Annotated in this window: 13 protein-coding genes; 4 read left to right on the top strand and 9 right to left on the bottom strand. The window is 45.1% G+C overall.

What is annotated here, in order from left to right:
- The first annotated feature begins 163 nt into the window (after nucleotides 1-163).
- Together MSHOH_RS20960 and MSHOH_RS20955 are read left to right on the top strand one after the other, a co-directional pair.
- Nucleotides 164-3,400 (top strand): DEAD/DEAH box helicase, encoded by a 3,237-nt coding sequence (locus MSHOH_RS20960; protein ID WP_048142643.1) that lies wholly within the window; start codon nucleotides 164-166, stop codon nucleotides 3,398-3,400.
- Between the two features lies 1 nt (nucleotide 3,401).
- The gene (locus MSHOH_RS20955) at nucleotides 3,402-4,340 is read left to right on the top strand and encodes an SWIM zinc finger family protein (RefSeq protein ID WP_048142641.1); all 939 of its coding nucleotides are present in this window, start codon (nucleotides 3,402-3,404) and stop codon (nucleotides 4,338-4,340) included.
- A 37-nt stretch (nucleotides 4,341-4,377) separates the two neighbouring features.
- Here the strand turns inward: MSHOH_RS20955 and MSHOH_RS20950 are convergent, their stop codons facing one another.
- From MSHOH_RS20950 to MSHOH_RS20940, 4 genes are all read right to left on the bottom strand, one after another.
- The gene (locus tag MSHOH_RS20950; RefSeq protein WP_048142638.1) at nucleotides 4,378-4,653 is read right to left on the bottom strand and encodes a FeoA family protein; all 276 of its coding nucleotides are present in this window, start codon (nucleotides 4,651-4,653) and stop codon (nucleotides 4,378-4,380) included.
- Entirely contained in the window at nucleotides 4,650-4,814 is a 165-nt protein-coding gene (locus tag MSHOH_RS24880; RefSeq protein ID WP_204245361.1) for a hypothetical protein, read from the bottom strand. Before MSHOH_RS24880 ends, MSHOH_RS20950 begins: the two co-directional genes overlap by 4 nt.
- Complete coding sequence (gene feoB / locus MSHOH_RS20945; protein ID WP_048142636.1) at nucleotides 4,811-6,955, bottom strand: ferrous iron transport protein B; 2,145 nt, start codon at nucleotides 6,953-6,955, stop codon at nucleotides 4,811-4,813. The genes MSHOH_RS24880 and feoB overlap by 4 nt, the downstream gene beginning before the upstream one ends.
- A 270-nt stretch (nucleotides 6,956-7,225) precedes the next feature.
- On the bottom strand, nucleotides 7,226-8,023 hold the full coding sequence (locus MSHOH_RS20940; RefSeq protein WP_048142635.1) for a helix-turn-helix transcriptional regulator: 798 nt from the start codon (nucleotides 8,021-8,023) through the stop codon (nucleotides 7,226-7,228).
- Between the two features lie 386 nt (nucleotides 8,024-8,409).
- Between MSHOH_RS20940 and MSHOH_RS20935 the strand changes: the two genes are divergently transcribed.
- Nucleotides 8,410-8,670: a YhbY family RNA-binding protein gene (locus tag MSHOH_RS20935; protein WP_048142633.1), complete on the top strand. Its 261-nt coding sequence runs from the start codon at nucleotides 8,410-8,412 to the stop codon at nucleotides 8,668-8,670.
- A 1,002-nt stretch (nucleotides 8,671-9,672) separates the two neighbouring features.
- Nucleotides 9,673-12,453 (top strand): alanine--tRNA ligase, encoded by a 2,781-nt coding sequence (gene alaS, locus MSHOH_RS20930; protein ID WP_048142632.1) that lies wholly within the window; start codon nucleotides 9,673-9,675, stop codon nucleotides 12,451-12,453.
- Nucleotides 12,454-12,581: 128 nt separating this feature from the next.
- Here alaS and MSHOH_RS20925 read toward each other — a convergent pair whose 3' ends face one another.
- The 5 genes from MSHOH_RS20925 to MSHOH_RS20900 form a co-directional block, all read right to left on the bottom strand.
- Nucleotides 12,582-13,622, bottom strand: coding sequence for a class I SAM-dependent methyltransferase (locus tag MSHOH_RS20925; RefSeq protein WP_048142630.1), 1,041 nt, complete (start codon nucleotides 13,620-13,622; stop codon nucleotides 12,582-12,584).
- 258 nt (nucleotides 13,623-13,880) lie between these two features.
- Nucleotides 13,881-14,198, bottom strand: coding sequence for a hypothetical protein (locus MSHOH_RS20915; RefSeq protein WP_048142626.1), 318 nt, complete (start codon nucleotides 14,196-14,198; stop codon nucleotides 13,881-13,883).
- Nucleotides 14,199-14,394: 196 nt separating this feature from the next.
- Nucleotides 14,395-15,459: a GNAT family N-acetyltransferase gene (locus MSHOH_RS22420; RefSeq protein ID WP_052730956.1), complete on the bottom strand. Its 1,065-nt coding sequence runs from the start codon at nucleotides 15,457-15,459 to the stop codon at nucleotides 14,395-14,397.
- Between the two features lie 309 nt (nucleotides 15,460-15,768).
- Nucleotides 15,769-16,896, bottom strand: a complete 1,128-nt coding sequence (locus MSHOH_RS20905) for an isocitrate/isopropylmalate dehydrogenase family protein (RefSeq protein WP_048142624.1) — start codon at nucleotides 16,894-16,896, stop codon at nucleotides 15,769-15,771.
- A 95-nt stretch (nucleotides 16,897-16,991) separates the two neighbouring features.
- On the bottom strand, nucleotides 16,992-17,480 hold the full coding sequence (locus tag MSHOH_RS20900) for a 3-isopropylmalate dehydratase small subunit (RefSeq protein ID WP_048142623.1): 489 nt from the start codon (nucleotides 17,478-17,480) through the stop codon (nucleotides 16,992-16,994).
- Nucleotides 17,481-17,615: the final 135 nt, after the last annotated feature.

Genomic DNA, 17,615 nt, shown 5'->3' with positions numbered 1-17,615 from the left:
TCGATTTTCAGTTCAACCGCGTAATCCTATAATCATGGAAATATCAACTATGTAACAGTGGACGACCTTTTCCTGAATATCAATTATAGAATCATAGAATCAAAGCTTTGAAACGGCTTTCCCCATATCATTTTTAATATATCTTCCTTCTTTATACAAATATATGATAATTCTTCATGCAGGAAGAATCGGAAAACAGTTCTTCTTATGGGGTGAAAGCCCGGCTGAAATTGAAACTCCGGTTGTTCGGCGCGGGAGAAAACCTAAAAACCCGATTTCAAAACCTTACCCTTATGATTCCGGCGTTGAAAACCTGTCTTCTGCTCTTGAGCTGCTGCTGGGCAGTGCTGGCCGGAAAGAGGCGGAGAAAATTAACGTCTGGATCCCGACAACAGGCGGGAATCCGGTCCCTTCCAGCCCTCTCGTTGCTGAAATTCCATATTCGAAAGCAGAACCGGCACTTGCTCCCTGGACTATCCATGCATATCCTCTGGAAGCTGAAGAAGCTATTGTTCTCCTGTGCGCCTGTATGGGTAAACGAGTTCTTGCTCCCGGCATAATCTCGGGAAATGACCTTCTCTGGTGGGCAGATGCCCTGAAATTTGCAGGTTCGCTGGTAGCAGGACAGAAATATCTTCCTGGCGTCAGGGTCGAGGAAGGGGAATACAGGGCTTTCTGGGAGCCAGTATTTTCCGGAGAAGATGCAGGAGAGCTGGCAAAACTTGCAAAGCAAATGCCTCCTGCTGCAAGGGCTCTTGCTCCTGAAACTTATTCCATGCCGCCGGAAATGCCTGCGGCTTTAGCGGCAAGGCAGTTTGTTGAAGATTCTCTTGACTGGATAGTCCGGTCCGAGATAGGGGAAAAAGAGCTTGCAAAAGAAACGCGCAAAAGGAAATCCTTTGATAGCGTCCATGATGCCTGGATTTCTGCTCTTAAAAGCCCTGACGGGCTGATCTATGGGGATGAAAAAGAACTCCTGCAGCTTGCGGCCCGGACCCGTGAATGGCAGCGTCCCCTTACTATCCTTACTACTTCACCTTTCAGGTTCTGTTTCCGGCTGGAAGAACCGGCTGAGGAAGAAGAAACAGAAGAAACAGAAGAAAATGAAAGTGGGATAGGAGATACTAAAAAAGGCAGGGAAGGGATAGCTGATATAGAAGTTCCCGAAGGACTCTGGTACGTCCGCTACCTGCTTCAGTCCTACGAAGACCCGAGCCTTCTGATCCCTGTAAAAGAGGCCTGGAAGCCCAAAAAGGGCAGCCCTTTGAAAAAATACGATGTAAAAAACATTCGCCAATTTATGTTATCTTCCCTCGGACAGGCTGCCGGCATAAGTGCAGGAATTGCTTCCAGCCTTGAAGCTCCCAATCCGTCCGGATATTCCCTTGATGCGAAAGAGGCTTACCGCTTCCTGACCGAAAGTGCAGTGAACTTAAGCCAGGTGGGTTTCGGAATACTTCTCCCGGGCTGGTGGACCCGTAAAGGTACAAAAACACACTTAAAAGCCCAGGCTAAGGTTAAGGGCAAAAAGTTACAGGCCGGAAGCGGGCTTACACTCGATGAAATCGTCGGCTTTGACTGGCAAATTGCCCTTGGAGATAGGGCACTTACAGTCAGAGAACTGCAGGCTCTTGCAAAGCTCAAAGCTCCGCTTGTGAAATTCCGCGGGCAGTGGGTCGAGGTAAACGATGCGGAAATCAGGGCTGCCCTTGAGTTCTGGAAGAAAAATCCCAACGGGGAAGCAAGCCTGCGCGAAGTTCTAAAAATGGCGGTGGGAACTTCCGAAAAAGCCGATGGTGTGGACGTTGAAGGGCTCAATGCAACCGGCTGGATTGGAGCATTAATCAGCCGTTTGAAGGACAAAACCGGATTTGAAGAACTTCCGGCCCCCAACGGATTTTCCGGAACACTTCGGCCCTACCAGTTCAGAGGTTATTCCTGGCTGGCTTTCCTGAGACAGTGGGGCATAGGAGCCTGCCTTGCAGATGACATGGGGCTTGGTAAAACTGTCCAGACGCTTGCTCTTATCCAGCATGATCTGGAACAGGCTAAAGAGCAGGTTGAAAAACCGGCTAAAGAACAGGTTGAAGAAAAGGTTGATGAACGTAAAGCCCCAAAACCGGTCCTTCTGGTCTGTCCGACCTCTGTCATCAACAACTGGAAAAAAGAGGCTTCCCGCTTCACGCCTGAACTTTCGGTAATGGTCCACCACGGAACCAGCCGGAAAAAAGAAGAAGAATTCAAAAAAGAAGCCATGAATCATGCTATTGTTATCTCAAGCTATGGACTTTTACAGCGCGATGTTAAGTTTTTAAAGGGGGTTCCCTGGACCGGCGTTGTACTCGACGAAGCCCAGAATATAAAAAACCCGGAAACTAAACAGGCAAAGGCAGCAAGGGCTCTGGAAGCCGATTATCGCATAGCCCTTACAGGGACTCCGGTTGAAAATAACGTGGGAGACCTCTGGTCCATCATGGAGTTTTTAAACCCGGGCTTCCTCGGCAGCCAGGCAGGTTTCAAGCAGAATTTCTTCATTCCCATTCAGGCTGAAAGAGATCAGGAAGCTGCAAGGAGGCTAAAAGAAATTACAGGTCCCTTCATCCTGCGCCGTTTGAAGACCGATACTTCGATTATCTCCGACCTGCCGGAAAAAATGGAGATGAAGACCTATTGCACGCTGACAAAAGAACAGGCCTCCCTCTATGCTGCGGTCCTCGAAGATATCGAAGAGGCAATGGAAGGAGCTGAAGAAGGCATCCAGAGAAAAGGTATAATCCTATCTGCTCTTTCCAGGCTCAAGCAGGTCTGCAACCACCCGGCACAGTTTTTGAAGGATAACTCCGCTATCCCGGGCAGGTCAGGAAAACTCGCAAGGCTTACGGAAATGCTGGACGTAGTCCTAGCAAACGGGGAAAAAGCCCTTGTTTTCACCCAGTTTGCGGAGATGGGAAAAATGCTAAAAGAACACCTGCAGGCAAGCTTTGGCTGTGAAGTCCTTTTCCTGCACGGCGGGGTCCCCAAAAAGCAGAGGGACAGGATGCTTGAGCGTTTCCAGGAGGGAAAAGAATACCTCCCTATCTTTGTCCTCTCCCTCAAAGCAGGAGGCACGGGGCTTAACCTTACAGAGGCCAACCACGTTTTTCACTTTGACCGTTGGTGGAACCCGGCTGTTGAAAATCAGGCCACGGACAGGGCATTCCGTATAGGCCAGACAAAGAACGTTGAGGTGCATAAGTTCATCTGTGCCGGCACACTGGAAGAAAAAATCGATGAGATTATCGAGCGCAAAGTTCAGGTCGCAGAGAACGTCGTCGGAACAGGCGAAGATTGGCTGACAGAACTTTCCAATGATGAATTGAAGGATATTCTAGCTCTTCGAGAAGAAGCGGTAGGTGAATAAAATGGCAGCTTACTGGGATGGATATGGTAATTATGAGCCTACAAAACCAATTGAGGTCAAAGGAGGCATCAAGGCAAAATCCAAACGTGGGGGCTTTGCCCGGAGCTGGTGGGCAAAATGCTGGATAGAAACCCTTGAAAGCTTTAACATAGGAGCCAGGTTAAGCCGCGGAAAAAGCTATGCCCGCAAAGGCCAGGTAACTTCCATTAAAATAGAGGCCGGGCTTGTAAGAGCTAAAGTCCAGGGCTCAGATCCCACGCCTTATTCGGTAACGATCAAAGTCCGGACACTGACAAGTTCCGAATGGGAACTCCTGGCAGAAAAACTTGCCCTGAGACCGATTTTTGCGGCAAAGCTCCTCGCAGGTGAGATGCCGGAAGATATCGACTCTGTATTCAGGGAAACAGGACTCTCTCTTTTTCCTGAAACTCTCGATGACCTTGAAACCGACTGCTCATGCCCTGACTGGTCAAACCCCTGTAAGCACATTGCAGCCGTTTACTACCTGCTCGGGGAAGAATTTGACAGGGACCCTTTCCTTATCTTTAAGCTAAGGGGGGTGGACATGGATGATTTTATGTCCATTCTCGGAAAAGGCTTTGTTCCGGAAACTGCGGATCAGGTAGCAGAAGCCGGAGTCCTTACAGAAAGGCCTGAAGATAAAACAGGGACTGCACTTGAAGCTGAAATCTCTTCTGTTTCTCCTGAGCCTCTACCCTTTGACCCGGAAACTTTCTGGGGCAGGCTCCCTGAAAACCCTGAAGAAGAAAAAAGCCCTTCCCTTGGGGCTCACATCCCTCAGGTTCCAGCCGCCCTTCCAAAAAGGCTTGGAAAATTTCCCTTCTGGCGTAGTGAAGAGGACTTGCTTGACATGCTGGAGGAAATCTACAAAAAAGTTTCACCTGCAGGGATGATGGTTTTTCTTGGAGAACGTAAATGAATGTTTTCGCATATTTTTCGACTTTTTTGGAGGCAAATCAGTAGATAACATAGATATGGTTTGCAATCTCCCTGTCCACCGCGTAACGGGTCTGATCTACCTCAAAGAGATATGATGGGGAACGCCTGAGCAGAGTAACAGGCATACCGGGGAGGATGCCCATTGCTATCAGTTTCTTCAAAATCCCGGTGTTTTTTGTTTCGAGATGGGAGATTTTTCCTTTCTTCCTGGGTTCCATTGAAGAAAGGGTAGTAGTATTCAGGGTGGTATTCAGAGAAAGATTTGAATTTAGATGTGGATTTTTTGATATCATTTAAAGAGACTCCTTATAAACTGTACTACTTTTGCTTCTTTTACAAGTTCATAGCCGCAGTTTGGGCAGCACTGCCTGTTGCAGTTGTGCAGTCTCCCGCAGCCGGTACATTTCGATTCGTTTGCTTTTTCGAACTTGCTTCCGCACAGGGGGCAGTTCATAGTTTCACCCCCAGAGCTGTCAGCAGGGTGTTTACAATAAAGCCTGCAAGGAAGGCAGAGGGGAAAATGAAGCCTGAGATTGCAAGCGCCATTTTGAACCCTCTTTCCTTTACTGTCATCATGAACTGGGCAATGCAGGGCATAAAGAGGGTCAGGGTAACTGCCGCAACCACAAGCTGAACACCTGTCAGCAGTCCTGCATCATGCATTCCGTAAAGACCTGCTGCCCCGAAGTCCCTCCTGAAAAAGCCGAAGAGGAAAATGTCGGCAGCATCGGAAGGCAGTCCTATCCAGACAGTAGGGTATTCCATAACTTTCAGGGCAAGGGCAAAGAGGCCCGTCAGCCTGCCTATCCAGATCAACACGCTTGCCAGCACAAAGAGGGGCAGGACTTCAAGGAAATACCAGTGCATCCTTGAATAGGTCTTAACGGCTATGTTTGAAAGCTGCGGAATTCTGAGCGGAGGCATTTCAAGTATGAAAGTCGGAGCTTCTCCAGGCAGAAGTCTGGCAGCCAGATATCCTATGAATATGAACTCAAGCCCTACAACGCCTGCCCAGATAAGCAGTCCGTCAGGATTTTCGGAAAGGATGGAAAGGATGATACCAAGCTGTGCCGAGCACGGAATTGCAAGAGCCAGCAAAACGGTTGAAATAAGCCTTTCTCTTTTAGTTTCAAGGGTCCGTGTGACCATAGTAGCCATAGTGGAACAGCCAAAGCCGAGCACCATTGGAATTACTGCCCTTCCGCTGAGCCCTATTTTTTTGAACATGCTGTCCAGGAGCAGGCCCAATCTCGGAAGATATCCAGTATCTTCGATAATTGAGAACACAAGGAAGAAAGCTCCCACTATCGGCAGGATAAGTGCAATTGCATAGGTTACTGCCTGCGTAAATATACCGTATTCTCCTACAAAGAGGTCCTGCAGCGCAGGATAGGGTACAAGGGATGTAAACCACTCGGTCACGAACGGGTTTATATGCTCTCCAAACACTGTGTTTTCCAGAAAGTCAACAAGAGTGCCTGCAGCAAAAACGCCTACGAAGCGGTAGAGTCCGAAGTACAGGACAAGTAAGAGCACCGGAATGCCGAGCAAAGGGTGGGTTAGTACGCTGTCGATATTTTCTGCGAGTAGGACTTTTTTCCTGGCCTTTTTTCTCTTTTCGGTTTTTGCTTTTTGCCCGGTCTTCTGTTCCTTAATCTCTTTTTCCTTATCCTGTATTTCCATTATCTGTTCTACAATTTCGTTTACAAGCTCCTGTCTCTTGAGGGTGAACAGGTAGGGCAGAGGAATTCCAGCCTTTTCCGAAGCTATTTCTGCAAGTCTCTGAAATTTCTCAAAGTCATTTTTTCCACTTTTACTTTTCTCGCTTTGACCTTTCTCACTTTCATCCCTGTATGTCTCTTCAGGACTGCTTATAACATTAAGTGCTGTCCTGTCTCCCTGAAGCAGCAGGAGGGCAAGAGCTCTTTTTGATATCCCAGTTTCCTCTGCAGTTTCCAGCAGGCTTTCCATTTCCGAGATGTAAGGCTCTACTGTCTGTCCGTAATCAATTTCATGAGAAATTCTCTCTTCTTTTTTGTGAGTGAATTCCATAATTGAAGTTTTAAGTTCCTCAATTCCTTTTCCTTCACTTGAAACCGTACCTACCACAGGGATCCCAAGGGCTCTGCTAAGTCCCTGTATATCAATTTCTACTCCCCTTTCCTCAGCTTCGTCCATCATATTCAGGACAAGGATTAGGGGAAGTTCGGCTTCGAGAAGCTGGAGTGTGAAAGAGAGCATGCGCCTGAGATTTTTTGCGTCTACCACATGCAGGCAGACAAAGGTTTTTTCGTCAAAGAGCAGGCACTGTGAGACTCTCTCTTCTTCACTTACAGGGAGAAGGGAATACATTCCGGGGGTGTCAATAATTTCGTATTCTCTTTCTCCTATCCTGCCTTTTCCCCGGCTAATTTCTACTGAGGTTCCCGGATAGTTGGAGACTACGGTATAACTTCCGGAAAGTGAATTGAAAAGGCTGCTTTTCCCCACGTTAGGGCTCCCTACGAGTACGATTTTGGGAAGCCCCTTCCCTGGCGTGCATTCACTTTTACCACGGCAGCACTCCTTTTCAGGACAGATAAGTGGCAGTTTCATATTTCTACTCTCTTTTTTAGGTGCCCCTAAATTTCTATTTTGGCCATGTTTAGGGCTACCTAATATTTAAAGTTAATGAAGTACTTCAGGATTTTTTAAAAGCTCTGTAAAAACGGGATTTTTTAAAAAGATCTCATCTGAAGAGTCTTATTTAAAAGGAATTTGTTTGAAAAATTCAAACTCATGAGTATCAAAAACAGCAGGTGTATCAAAAATAGCCTTTAATTTGAAGTCCTTTCTCACAGCTTTTCTCACAGCCTTATTAAATCCTTACTTTCCTTTAAGTTTTATCTCTCTGCTCATGTCTCTGAAGTACTCGAACAGATCTTTTCCCCATTCAATTGCACCGGGTTCAAAGCTAATTATATACTGGCGGTCAAACCTTCCGCTTTCATTAAACAGACCGAGAAGCATTATTTTATCAGAAGACACGACAACTGCCGGGATCTCCACTTCTTTTTTGTCCAGAATAAAAAGGCTTGCATTCTCCATTTTGAGATACTCTTCTCCTTCTTTTCTGAAATCCTCTAAAAATCGTAAATACACAGATTCACTCTGAACAAGAGAAATCTCAGTACCTTTTCTGGCAAGATTCAGGAAGAAAGAAGGGAACTGAGGGTGAAAATAGGAGAAAAACATGAGGATATTATTTGAGTTAGAAGTATGCTTCACAAATTCCGGGTTAAGGTCAAACGTATGGCTCAGGTCCGGTTCTATCAGGCGGTAGTCCCCAAGTTCGCTGATCCTTTTCATAAGATGCAAGGGAATGGGTGAGAGTTTTCTGTCTGCCCAGAACTCCTCGTTCTTCTCAAAAACCTCAAGGGTATCAAGAAGGGGTTGCATTTTCTCTATAATAATCTCTCCTACCAGGCTGAGGCGATAGATTCCATCTTCATGTATTACGAGGTTCTGTTCTTTCAGCTTTTTTATCTGGGGAAGAAGAGCGGTTCTCGGAACCTGAAGTCTGTCAAGAATCTCCTGGGTATTCTTCGGTCCCTCCTTCAGGAGCAGGAGAAAAGCCTTTCTTTTCTCTGAAAACAGGATTAAATCAAGCAGGTTAGGATTCATTTACTGTCGCCGCCCGGAAGTAGAAGAGAGGTTTTATTTTCCGTTTTGGTTCTCTATGGCGTAATGAATATCAAATCTATAATAAAGATGTCGAAATTATTTGAAATTCCTGTAATGTTCTGGGCTATCAAAGCAAAAAGTCCGCGAGATAAGTGTAAAAAAGTAACTGATAAAGAAACCGAAAAAAGGCTGTAACCTGAAATCGGGTTTACCGGGAAACTTTGATATAGGTGCTGGTGAGAATGGGTGGAATCATATTCAAGGGTAAACTGGCTTCAAGGTAGAAGGAATTATTTCATCGATGTTGGCGTTTCTCATCACATTGATGATGTGAGCTTTTTATAATGAGCAGGCGAGTTTAATCATTAGCGATTTGAGGAAGGGCAATGGAGAAAGAAAAATTATACCAGCTGAAATCCGATGCAAACAAAATAAGTCCTATTCTTAATATCGGAAAGAATGGGGTCACAGATACTTTGATCGAAGAACTGAACAAGCAGATAAAGGCTAACAGGCTTGTAAAGGTCAAAGTACTCAAAAGCGCAGAAGAAGGAAAGGACCTGAAAACTATCGCAGATGAGCTTGCCGAAGCAACAAGATCAACACTTATTGACGTACGCGGCAGGACGGTTGTTCTGTACAGGTAATCGTTCCTGGGAGCGGATGTACTTAAGTAACAGTACTGTAAATAATAATGCTTAGCTAGCACTGTCTTGATTGAAAAGCGGAGCCTCGCACCGTAATTAATATACTGCACAACTTCAAAAGCATTCTATCATTGTTGATTCCGATTAATTACTTATACTTTCAAATTTGTATAACATTGTTGGGTTTTGTTTTCTAAACTCAGACTATAAGGTTGTATAAGGAAGCTTATACGTAAAAGTTTGAATGATGATATATGAGACTTGACTAAGAACATATTGATGTTATCGTACATTCCGCCCAAGTGGTAATATAAAAAGTAAAGTAGAGTGTTGTTATTCTAGTATGATCAAGGGAAATCGTTTCTATCACAAAACGCTCTGTGGACGAGCTTTCGGTAATAATATCGGAAATCTACGACAAACAGGCTTCTTGAAGAATTGCGACTCTTAGAGTCAAAGCTGATGATAGAATGTACTCGTAGGAAGCTCATCCCTCGAAACCGAGCCACAAGGCGAGGATTTCAGGGAGGGGTAGTTCACGTAGCAAACCATGCTTCCTTTAACCTTCTCCTTTAGATGTTAGTTTTCTGTTGCTTTACAGGCGAGAAATCTGCCCCTAGAGCCAGTACACTCCTGTCTTTTATGATGAAGAACAAAGTTTTTCTGTAGAAGTGCCTCTAATAGTTAAGGTTCGTAAGTGTGAGCCCCTTTAAATATACATTATTGTAATATTATATATTTCATCAGTATTATGTAAGTTACTTATATTGGAAAACAATAGCTGTAAAGGTTTATTCATAACAAATCCACAGGATGATCTCATTACTTGAGGTTGATTTCCATACCGCTGTACTTAAAAATAACGGATAAACTCGATTAAGATCATCATATATCACTAAAATGCCTGAAACCCCCTGAAACGGTTGCGCTGGGATACTTCTGCTTTCCTTTTATTTTAAGATACAACGGGGCAGATTGCACCCACCATCCGGAGAGATTATTATGCTTGAAGATGAGTATCAACTTGATTTTTTCAAAAACAACGGTTTCGTCCGGAAGCAGTGCCAGAAGTGCGGCAAATTCTTCTGGACACGTGACCCTGAAAGAAATACGTGCGGAGATGCGCCCTGCGATCCTTATTCCTTCATAGGAAACCCTGTCTTTTCCAGGGAATTCGATATCTCAGAGATGCGCGAATATTACCTTTCCTTCTTTGAAGCAAGAGGGCATAAAAGAATTGACCGCTATCCTGTGGTCGCTCGCTGGAGAGACGACATTTACCTCACCATAGCTTCAATTGCAGACTTCCAGCCCTTTGTAACTTCAGGACAGGTACCTCCTCCTGCAAACCCCCTGACGATTTCCCAGCCCTGCATCAGGTTAAATGACCTCGACTCAGTGGGCAGAAGCGGACGCCACCTGACAAACTTTGAGATGATGGCGCATCACGCTTTCAACAAAAGGGACAATGAGATTTACTGGAAAGAACACACTCTGGAACTTTGTGACGAGCTTTTAACCTCTCTCAAGGTAAACCCCTTTGCTGTAACCTACAAAGAAGAGCCCTGGGCAGGTGGAGGCAATGCCGGACCCTGCGTGGAGGTTATTGTGCACGGGCTCGAACTTGCGACCCTTGTCTTCATGGATCTGAAGACTGACAAAAAAGGAGACATCCTGATTAAAGGTGAGACCTACTCGAAGATGGACAACTATATCGTGGACACCGGATACGGTCTTGAGCGTTTTGTCTGGGCTTCCAAGGGTTCTCCTACAATTTATGATGCTCTTTTCCCGGGTATAGTAAATGAGCTCATGGGACTTGCAGGGCTTGAACACGAACTGGACAACTCCGAATATGCAAACATTCTGGCGCAAAATGCCAGGCTTGCAGGGTTTATGGATGTCAGTGAAAAGGCAAACCTTATGGAACTCAGGAAAAAGGTTGCCTCAAGCATAGGGATGACAGTGGACAAACTCTCGGCTATTATGGAGCCCGTAGAAAAAGTTTATTCGATCACTGACCATACCCGCTGCCTTACTTTCATGCTCGGAGACGGAATTATTCCCTCCAACGTTAAAGCAGGATATCTGGCACGCCTTGTCCTTAGAAGGACGCTGCGTATGATGAAAGATCTTGATATCAGGATTCCGCTCTCCGAAATCGTGGACATGCACATAAAGAACATGCCCGAATACCCGGAGTTCAGGGAAAATTTCCCTGTCATTCAGGACATTCTGGAATCCGAAGAGGAAAAGTTCAACATTACTATGGAAAGGGGCCGCAGGATCATTCAGAAATCGGCATCCCACTTCAAGAAGACCGGAGAAAAAATTCCTCTTTCCCAGTTAACAGAACTTTACGACTCACACGGAATCCCTCCCGAGATGGCAAAAGAAGTTGCAGCCGAAATAGGGGTAGATGTAGAGTTCCCTGACAATTTCTATTCGATTATTGGCGAGCTACACAACAAGGCTGAAGAAAAGGAAGAAGAGGTAATTCCTTTTGCAGAAAAGCTCAAGCACCTGCCAAAGACCAAGCGCCGCTTCTATGACGAGCCTACCCGTCTGGAATTTGAGGCAGTCGTCCTTGATGTATTTGACAACCATATCGTGTTGGACAACACCTTCTTCTATGCTGAAGGCGGAGGTCAGCCTGCAGATATCGGAGTCATCATTGCCGACGATACTGTGTATAGGGTAGTGGATGTCCAGGTCTATGAGGGTGTAATCGTACACACAATTGACAATCCGGGCAAGGAGCTTGGAATAACTAAAGGCGAGATTATTACCGGTAAGGTAGATGAGAAACGCAGGATGTCCCTTGCAAGGCACCACACAGCAACCCATATCGTAAATGATGCCGCCAGAAAGGTCCTCGGAAAACATATCTGGCAGGCTGGTGCCCAGAAATTCGAGGATCACTCAAGGCTTGACCTGTCCCATTACAAACACATCTCACCTCAGGAAATAAGACAGATTGAGCTTCTGGCAAACCGCACGGTTATGGAAAATAAACGTGTGGTTACGGAATGGATGCCCAGAACTGAAGCTGAGCAGATATACGGCTTTGGGCTCTATCAGGGTGGAGTGCCTCCAGGAGAGAAGATCAGAATTGTAAAGGTAGGAGATGATGTAGAAGCCTGCGCCGGAACTCACTGCCTGAGCACAGGCATCATCGGGCCTATCAAAATCTTGAAGACTGAGAGGATTCAGGACGGTGTAGAGAGGATCGAATTTGCAGCCGGAGATGCAGCCGTACGCGCCATGCAAAAAATCGAATCTCTCCTGGTTGATTCCGCAAAGACCCTGAGTGTGCCTCCGGAACACCTTCCAGGAAGTGTGGACCGTTTCTTCGGGGAATGGAAAGACCTCAAGAAAGAAAACGAAAGGCTCAAGGAAGAACTTGCTCGCTCCAGAGTGTACAGGATGCTCGGAGACGCTTCTGATGTCGCAGGTCTCAGGATTGTTGCCGAACAGGTCTCAGGGGCCGATTCCCTCGAACTCCAGAAGATAGCTACTGAACTATTGAAAAACGAGAATGTGATCACCCTTCTTGCAAGCGACTTTGAAGGAGTAAAGATTGTAGCATCTGTCGGAGAAAAAGCCATAAAATGTGGAATTAACGCCGGTAACCTTGTCCGCGAGATGTCAAAGATCGTCGGTGGAGGTGGAGGCGGAAAGCCTGCCCTTGCAATGGGCGGCGGAACTGATCCCACAAGGATTCAGGATGCTCTCGCCAGAGGGCTTGAGCTCGTGAAAACGGCAGCCTGCAAAGAGGCTTGAGAATCTAACCCCCGCCAAGCCCATCATCAAGCGAGCAGTAGATCAATCAAGAGGGCTCAATTAAACATATTGAGCCGAAAATCAAAAAACGTATACCGGGTTTAAATCCCGGTCCGTATCTTTTTTTTTCAGATTTTAAAAAGCACTTCACAAAGGATTGCAACACCATCTTTTACAAAAAGGTGTACTGTCTTTTTTCCTTCAAGTCCTTTTTCCACTTCGTTTCGAACTTCCCAGTAATCCTCAGGCTTTACGCCTGCCCGAAGTATAACACTTCCAATGTTTCTGTCTTTCAGAAATTTGTTGATCGCACGGGGCTCAAACGGGCATATCTTCAGGACAAGGTAATGATTTTTAATCATTGATTGTTTTATCAGGGCTTCTGAGGTTAATAATAGTCTCTTTTTGTCAACTCTGAAAAGTTCGAAAGCTCCCATAATAGGTCCTGCCATCTGCATCATGGATTCAACAAGTTCGGGCAGCAATTCTGCTGCAACAACAGATGGTTCGGGTTCATAGACAAAGAGTTTCATTTTTTCCGTTTCCCTTACTTGCGGGAGCCATCCATCCTTTGAAACAAGCCCTTCACCGGCAGGCAATGCTACGGCGAGCCGGTCATACTGTTTTAACCCCCCGAAGTAAAGTGTCAGGCGGTTGAGCTGTCCGTCAAGGGAAATATACTCTTTTTCGCAGTCAAAAGGAATTCTTTCCGGAGGCATCTGGGGTGGGGCTTCGAAGGCAAAATTCTTTGTTTTTTCTCCATAGGCTGAAAGCACATTCGGAATCCCCGGCTCAAGACTTGAGACCTGTCTCTTATCTTCTTCGGCAGGACGGAAAGGGTCTGAAAAAACCACATCTGCTGACGGGATCTGTTCGATAACTTTCGGGTCAAGAGCATCCCCGCAGATGAATTTCACATTGTCAAGCCCGTACATTGCGCAGTTCTGTTTTGCATATTCGATTTTCTTCGGGTCGATTTCCACTGCATATACGAACTCGCACTGCTGCGCAAAAAAGACGGTTTGTCCCCCTATCCCGCAGCTGATATCAGCAAGAGTCCTGGCTCTCAGGCGCTGTGCCCTGTAGCGGGCAATGGGCTCAGGGGTTGCAAAGCGCACGCTTTCCTTATCCCCGTGCAGGGGTTTTTCAAATTGTTTTCTCCTTGCCACGTCGATCAGGGATTAGTAGGAATTTTATGGGATTTAAAGGCAACTGAAAAAGGAGAGTTGTATAACTTTCCGGTATCCAAACCTTATTTAGTTGAGATTGTTCGCGAATTCAAAATCCTTGATTTTTTTATTCTGTTTCAATTGATCCTGGACATAATAAAGATAGAAGAGATTAGAAATAGAAGAGATTAGAAATAGAAGAGATTAGAAATAGAAGAGATAGAAAATAAAAATTAAAAAGAGTAAAATCGCTCAGAATTAGCAAGTACTGGCTTCCGTTTTCCATTTTTCCATCTGTTCCTCACGCCATTTTTCGATCGCTTTCCAGATAGGCAGGGGATCAATACCATGAGTTTTGATATAATCCTCTCGTGTGTATTCGTTCATATTACCATCCACAAAGCGTAATGTAGCCTGGTCCGCCATAAGTCTCGCTCCGGTTGGTACTGCTGCAGGATTTACGCAGACTTCTGCACAGTAACGCCACTCCTCTCCGCCGCCTTCTGATTCTATCCTGAAAGGTTTTCCGCAGTTTGGGCAGACCCCAATCATTCTTTGATCTTCTTTCTTATCCATACTTACTCCCCCGGATGACTGAAAAATAAACCAGTCGATGTAAATATTGCCACGATATTATATATTCTACTTCATATATCTGTTTTTTCTGGATCTTTGATCCATATTTGACAGTTTTTGTTCGCGAATAATATAAAACTATAAGTGAGAGTTAATAGCTCTTTTTTGGCAATTCTTGTTCATCATTCTTTATCTTTCAGGGAATCATATCTCTAATGTCTACATAAAATGGACTGAAAGTCGGCAGACCCCCTTCAAAAGATTTGGCAAACACATGCCAGGTTTCGATCTGTGGTTTTAGCTTTTTCACTACTGCAAGAAGATCGTCTTCAGGATCTGTCACAGCCATCAGAAAATCCTGTCTCCTGTCAATTGAGATATTATTCAAATGCTTGAGAAGCGCAAGCATAGCATCGGGTTGTCTCCCGTCAAATGCATAATCCACAACATAAAGTATTCTGAAATGCTCCCCTTCGGCTGGAAACTTCGGTACTTTCGTGATATGGCTCAAAGCTCCAAAAACTAATTTCATCACTTTCATTGCTGTCGGCTCTCTGGCATAGTATAAATGAGCCAGTTCTGAGCTATCCCATAAACCGGCACAGGCTGCGATTTTATTTTCTTTGTCTCTGACCTCCCAGAAGTTTTCCGGTCCATATCCAGGAATGAATTCCAAATGCGATTCAAAAATTTGGTCGGTAAATGGAATGAAATGTATATACCCTGAGTTATACTCATTAATAAGACCTGCCGCATCCCCAATCTCTTTTTTATCAACAAGTTTTATCGAATATTCTGGAGGTATGTCCAGTTTCTTATACGTTGACACTGCTGGAAATTTGATACTCCTCATCTTGAAGTATCCCATCTTTTCAAATAAGAACTGAGAGGCTTTGTTTGAATCATAAATGTAACAATAAGCATAATCTGCTCCCATTTCCCTGGCCTTTTTTTCTGCTTCTTTCACAAGCTTTGTGGCAACTCCTGATCTCCGAAAGTCTGGATGAACCATTATTTCGGTAAAGTATGCATACTTTTCTTTTTTTTCAGGAGCGATTTTCACAGTCAAACCAGTCCATCCAGCAATTTTTCCATCCTCTTCTGCCACAAGCACATTCCAGCTATCATACATCCCATAACGAGCAATAATATCCTTTTTATCCACACCCATTGCACATTTTTCATCGCCTTGCGGACAGAGCCTTTCTATTTCAAGCATTCTTTGGTTATCGCCCTCATTAAAAGGTCTGATTGAAACCATAGTCAAACTTCCCCTTACCTATTCACCTTATTCCATCTCTCTAATTACTCTTATTTATTATCATTTCGATTAAATATGCAAATTATGCATATTTAACTTTTAGCAAAAATATAATAAATTTTACATCCGGTAAAGTGTAAGGGCTAATTCGGGCTCAGGAGCGGGAGAAAGGATTGGAGAGAATAGTCTCTCAATAGCCCTTTAAAAAAGAATTCTTACAAAATAAGCCCGAAAATTCAGAACTTTACTCTAAATTATCCTTGAAATTTTAATTTAATCAGAAAAAAATGTAATGGAGGGAGGTTTGAATTATTCTCCCTTTATTATCCTTGCAATGTCGTCTCCGACATCTGAGGTGGTGTTCTTGCCGCCCATGTCGTAGGTCTTTATTTTGCCGTCCAGGATGTTTTTCTGAATTGCATTGACTATTGTGTCTGCGGCTTCCTTTTCTCCGAGCTGCTCTATGAGCATTGCGCCTGCCCAGATTGTGGCAATTGGATTGACTTTGTTCTGACCCTTGTATTTAGGGGCTGAACCGTGGATTGGTTCGAACATGCTTGTCCCGTTCGGGTTGATGTTTCCGCCGGGGGCAAGGCCGAGGCCGCCCTGGATCATGGCTCCGAGGTCGGTGATGATGTCTCCGAACATGTTCGGGGTCACGACCACATCGAACCACTCAGGGTTTTTCACAAACCACATTGTGATGGCGTCAACGAAGTTAAAGTCAGTGGTAACGTCCGGGTGGGCTGCGGCAACAGCGTTGAACTCTTCTCTCCAGAAGCCGTAGATATCGGAAAGGACATTTGCCTTGTCAACAGACGAGATGTGTTTTTTCCTCTTTTCGGCAAGGTCAAAAGCATATTCGATAACTCTCTTTGTGCCTTCTTTGGAGATAAGACCGATCTGGTATCCTATTTCTTCGCTGTCGGTCTCGATGTCAAGGCCGAATTTTGCGGAATAGAGTGTCCTTTTAACTTCAAGGAGGTCCTTGCTCTCTCCTTTTTTTGCCCTGCCGCCGATTCCTACATAGAAATCCTCAGTGTTTTCCCTGACCACGACAAAATCGATATCTTTTGAGGTCTTGTCTTTTATCGGGGTCCAGACGCCCTCAAGGAGCTTTATCGGGCGCAGGTTGACGTACTGGTCAAAGTAAAAGCGCGCAGTTAATAAGATTCCCTTTTCAAGGACGCCAGGGGCAATCCTCGGGTCTCCGATGGAGCCAAGGTAAATGGCAGGGTAGCCGGATAATTCCTTTAAGGTCTCTTCCGAGATCAGCTCGCCCGTTTCCAGGTAGTGGTCTGCTCCATGCGGGTATTCAATCCATTCTACATCAAAACCGAATCTTTCGCCTGCGGCATCGATCACTTTTCTGCCTTCGGCGATGATTTCTGGTCCTATCCCATCTCCTGGGAGGACCGGAACCTTATACTGCGTCATCTTTATACTCCTTTTTAATTTACAGGCAAAACTGCCTTTTTAGTGTGAGATGTCAAACGTGGACCAGGACTGTCTCAGGACAGACTTCCTGTTTCTCAGCGCTCAGAGACCAGTTTCCGGGCATACTCTATAAGTCCTCCCTCATCCACGATTTCGCGGACGAAATCCGGGAGTGGGGTTGCCTGGTAAGTCTCTCCTTTTGTTATATTCTGAATGACCCCTGTTGAAAGGTCAACCTCAAGCTCATCTCCGTCATCGATTCTGTCCGTATCCGGGCATTCGAGGACAGGAACTCCGATGTTTATTGCATTTCTGAAAAAGATCCTCGCGAAAGACTTTGCTATCACGCAGGATACCTTTGACCCTTTAAGGGCAAGAGGGGCATGTTCACGCGAGGATCCGCAGCCGAAGTTGCTTCCTGCAACTACGATGTCGTTTTCATGAACATTTTTTGCAAAATCAGGGCGTACGCCTTCAAATGTGTACTTGGCCAGCTCTCCCGGGGTATTGAAGATCAGGTACCTTCCGGGAATTACCGCATCCGTATCCACGTCATCTCCGAATTTCCAGGCTCTTCCTTTCATGAAATCACCAGTAATTTGCTGTAATTAAATGCTGTTAATATTGTTGATATAATATTCACAGCCTGTAACTCAGCTAAACTTACAGGGTTGAAGTATCACAGGTAATATTTAAATTATTTTCTGACAGGTTCTAAA

The sequence above is a fragment of the Methanosarcina horonobensis HB-1 = JCM 15518 genome, from assembly GCF_000970285.1.
GTDB classification, from domain to species: Archaea; Halobacteriota; Methanosarcinia; order Methanosarcinales; family Methanosarcinaceae; genus Methanosarcina; species Methanosarcina horonobensis.
The sequence above is the reverse complement of the archived record's forward strand: the minus strand, read 5'-3'. Positions and strand labels throughout refer to the sequence as shown.

Bases quoted from the DNA above. Each gene is read 5' to 3' on its own strand.
- MSHOH_RS22420 (WP_052730956.1), bottom strand. From the start codon at position 15,459: ATGGTTTCAATCAGACCTTTTAATGAGGGCGATAACCAAAGAATGCTT.
- MSHOH_RS20905 (WP_048142624.1), bottom strand. From the start codon at position 16,896: ATGACGCAGTATAAGGTTCCGGTCCTCCCAGGAGATGGGATAGGACCA.
- feoB (WP_048142636.1), bottom strand. From the start codon at position 6,955: ATGAAACTGCCACTTATCTGTCCTGAAAAGGAGTGCTGCCGTGGTAAA.
- MSHOH_RS20900 (WP_048142623.1), bottom strand. From the start codon at position 17,480: ATGAAAGGAAGAGCCTGGAAATTCGGAGATGACGTGGATACGGATGCG.
- MSHOH_RS20935 (WP_048142633.1), top strand. From the start codon at position 8,410: ATGGAGAAAGAAAAATTATACCAGCTGAAATCCGATGCAAACAAAATA.
- MSHOH_RS20915 (WP_048142626.1), bottom strand. From the start codon at position 14,198: ATGGATAAGAAAGAAGATCAAAGAATGATTGGGGTCTGCCCAAACTGC.
- MSHOH_RS24880 (WP_204245361.1), bottom strand. From the start codon at position 4,814: ATGAACTGCCCCCTGTGCGGAAGCAAGTTCGAAAAAGCAAACGAATCG.
- MSHOH_RS20955 (WP_048142641.1), top strand. From the start codon at position 3,402: ATGGCAGCTTACTGGGATGGATATGGTAATTATGAGCCTACAAAACCA.
- alaS (WP_048142632.1), top strand. From the start codon at position 9,673: ATGCTTGAAGATGAGTATCAACTTGATTTTTTCAAAAACAACGGTTTC.
- MSHOH_RS20960 (WP_048142643.1), top strand. From the start codon at position 164: ATGATAATTCTTCATGCAGGAAGAATCGGAAAACAGTTCTTCTTATGG.
- MSHOH_RS20940 (WP_048142635.1), bottom strand. From the start codon at position 8,023: ATGAATCCTAACCTGCTTGATTTAATCCTGTTTTCAGAGAAAAGAAAG.
- MSHOH_RS20950 (WP_048142638.1), bottom strand. From the start codon at position 4,653: ATGATATCAAAAAATCCACATCTAAATTCAAATCTTTCTCTGAATACC.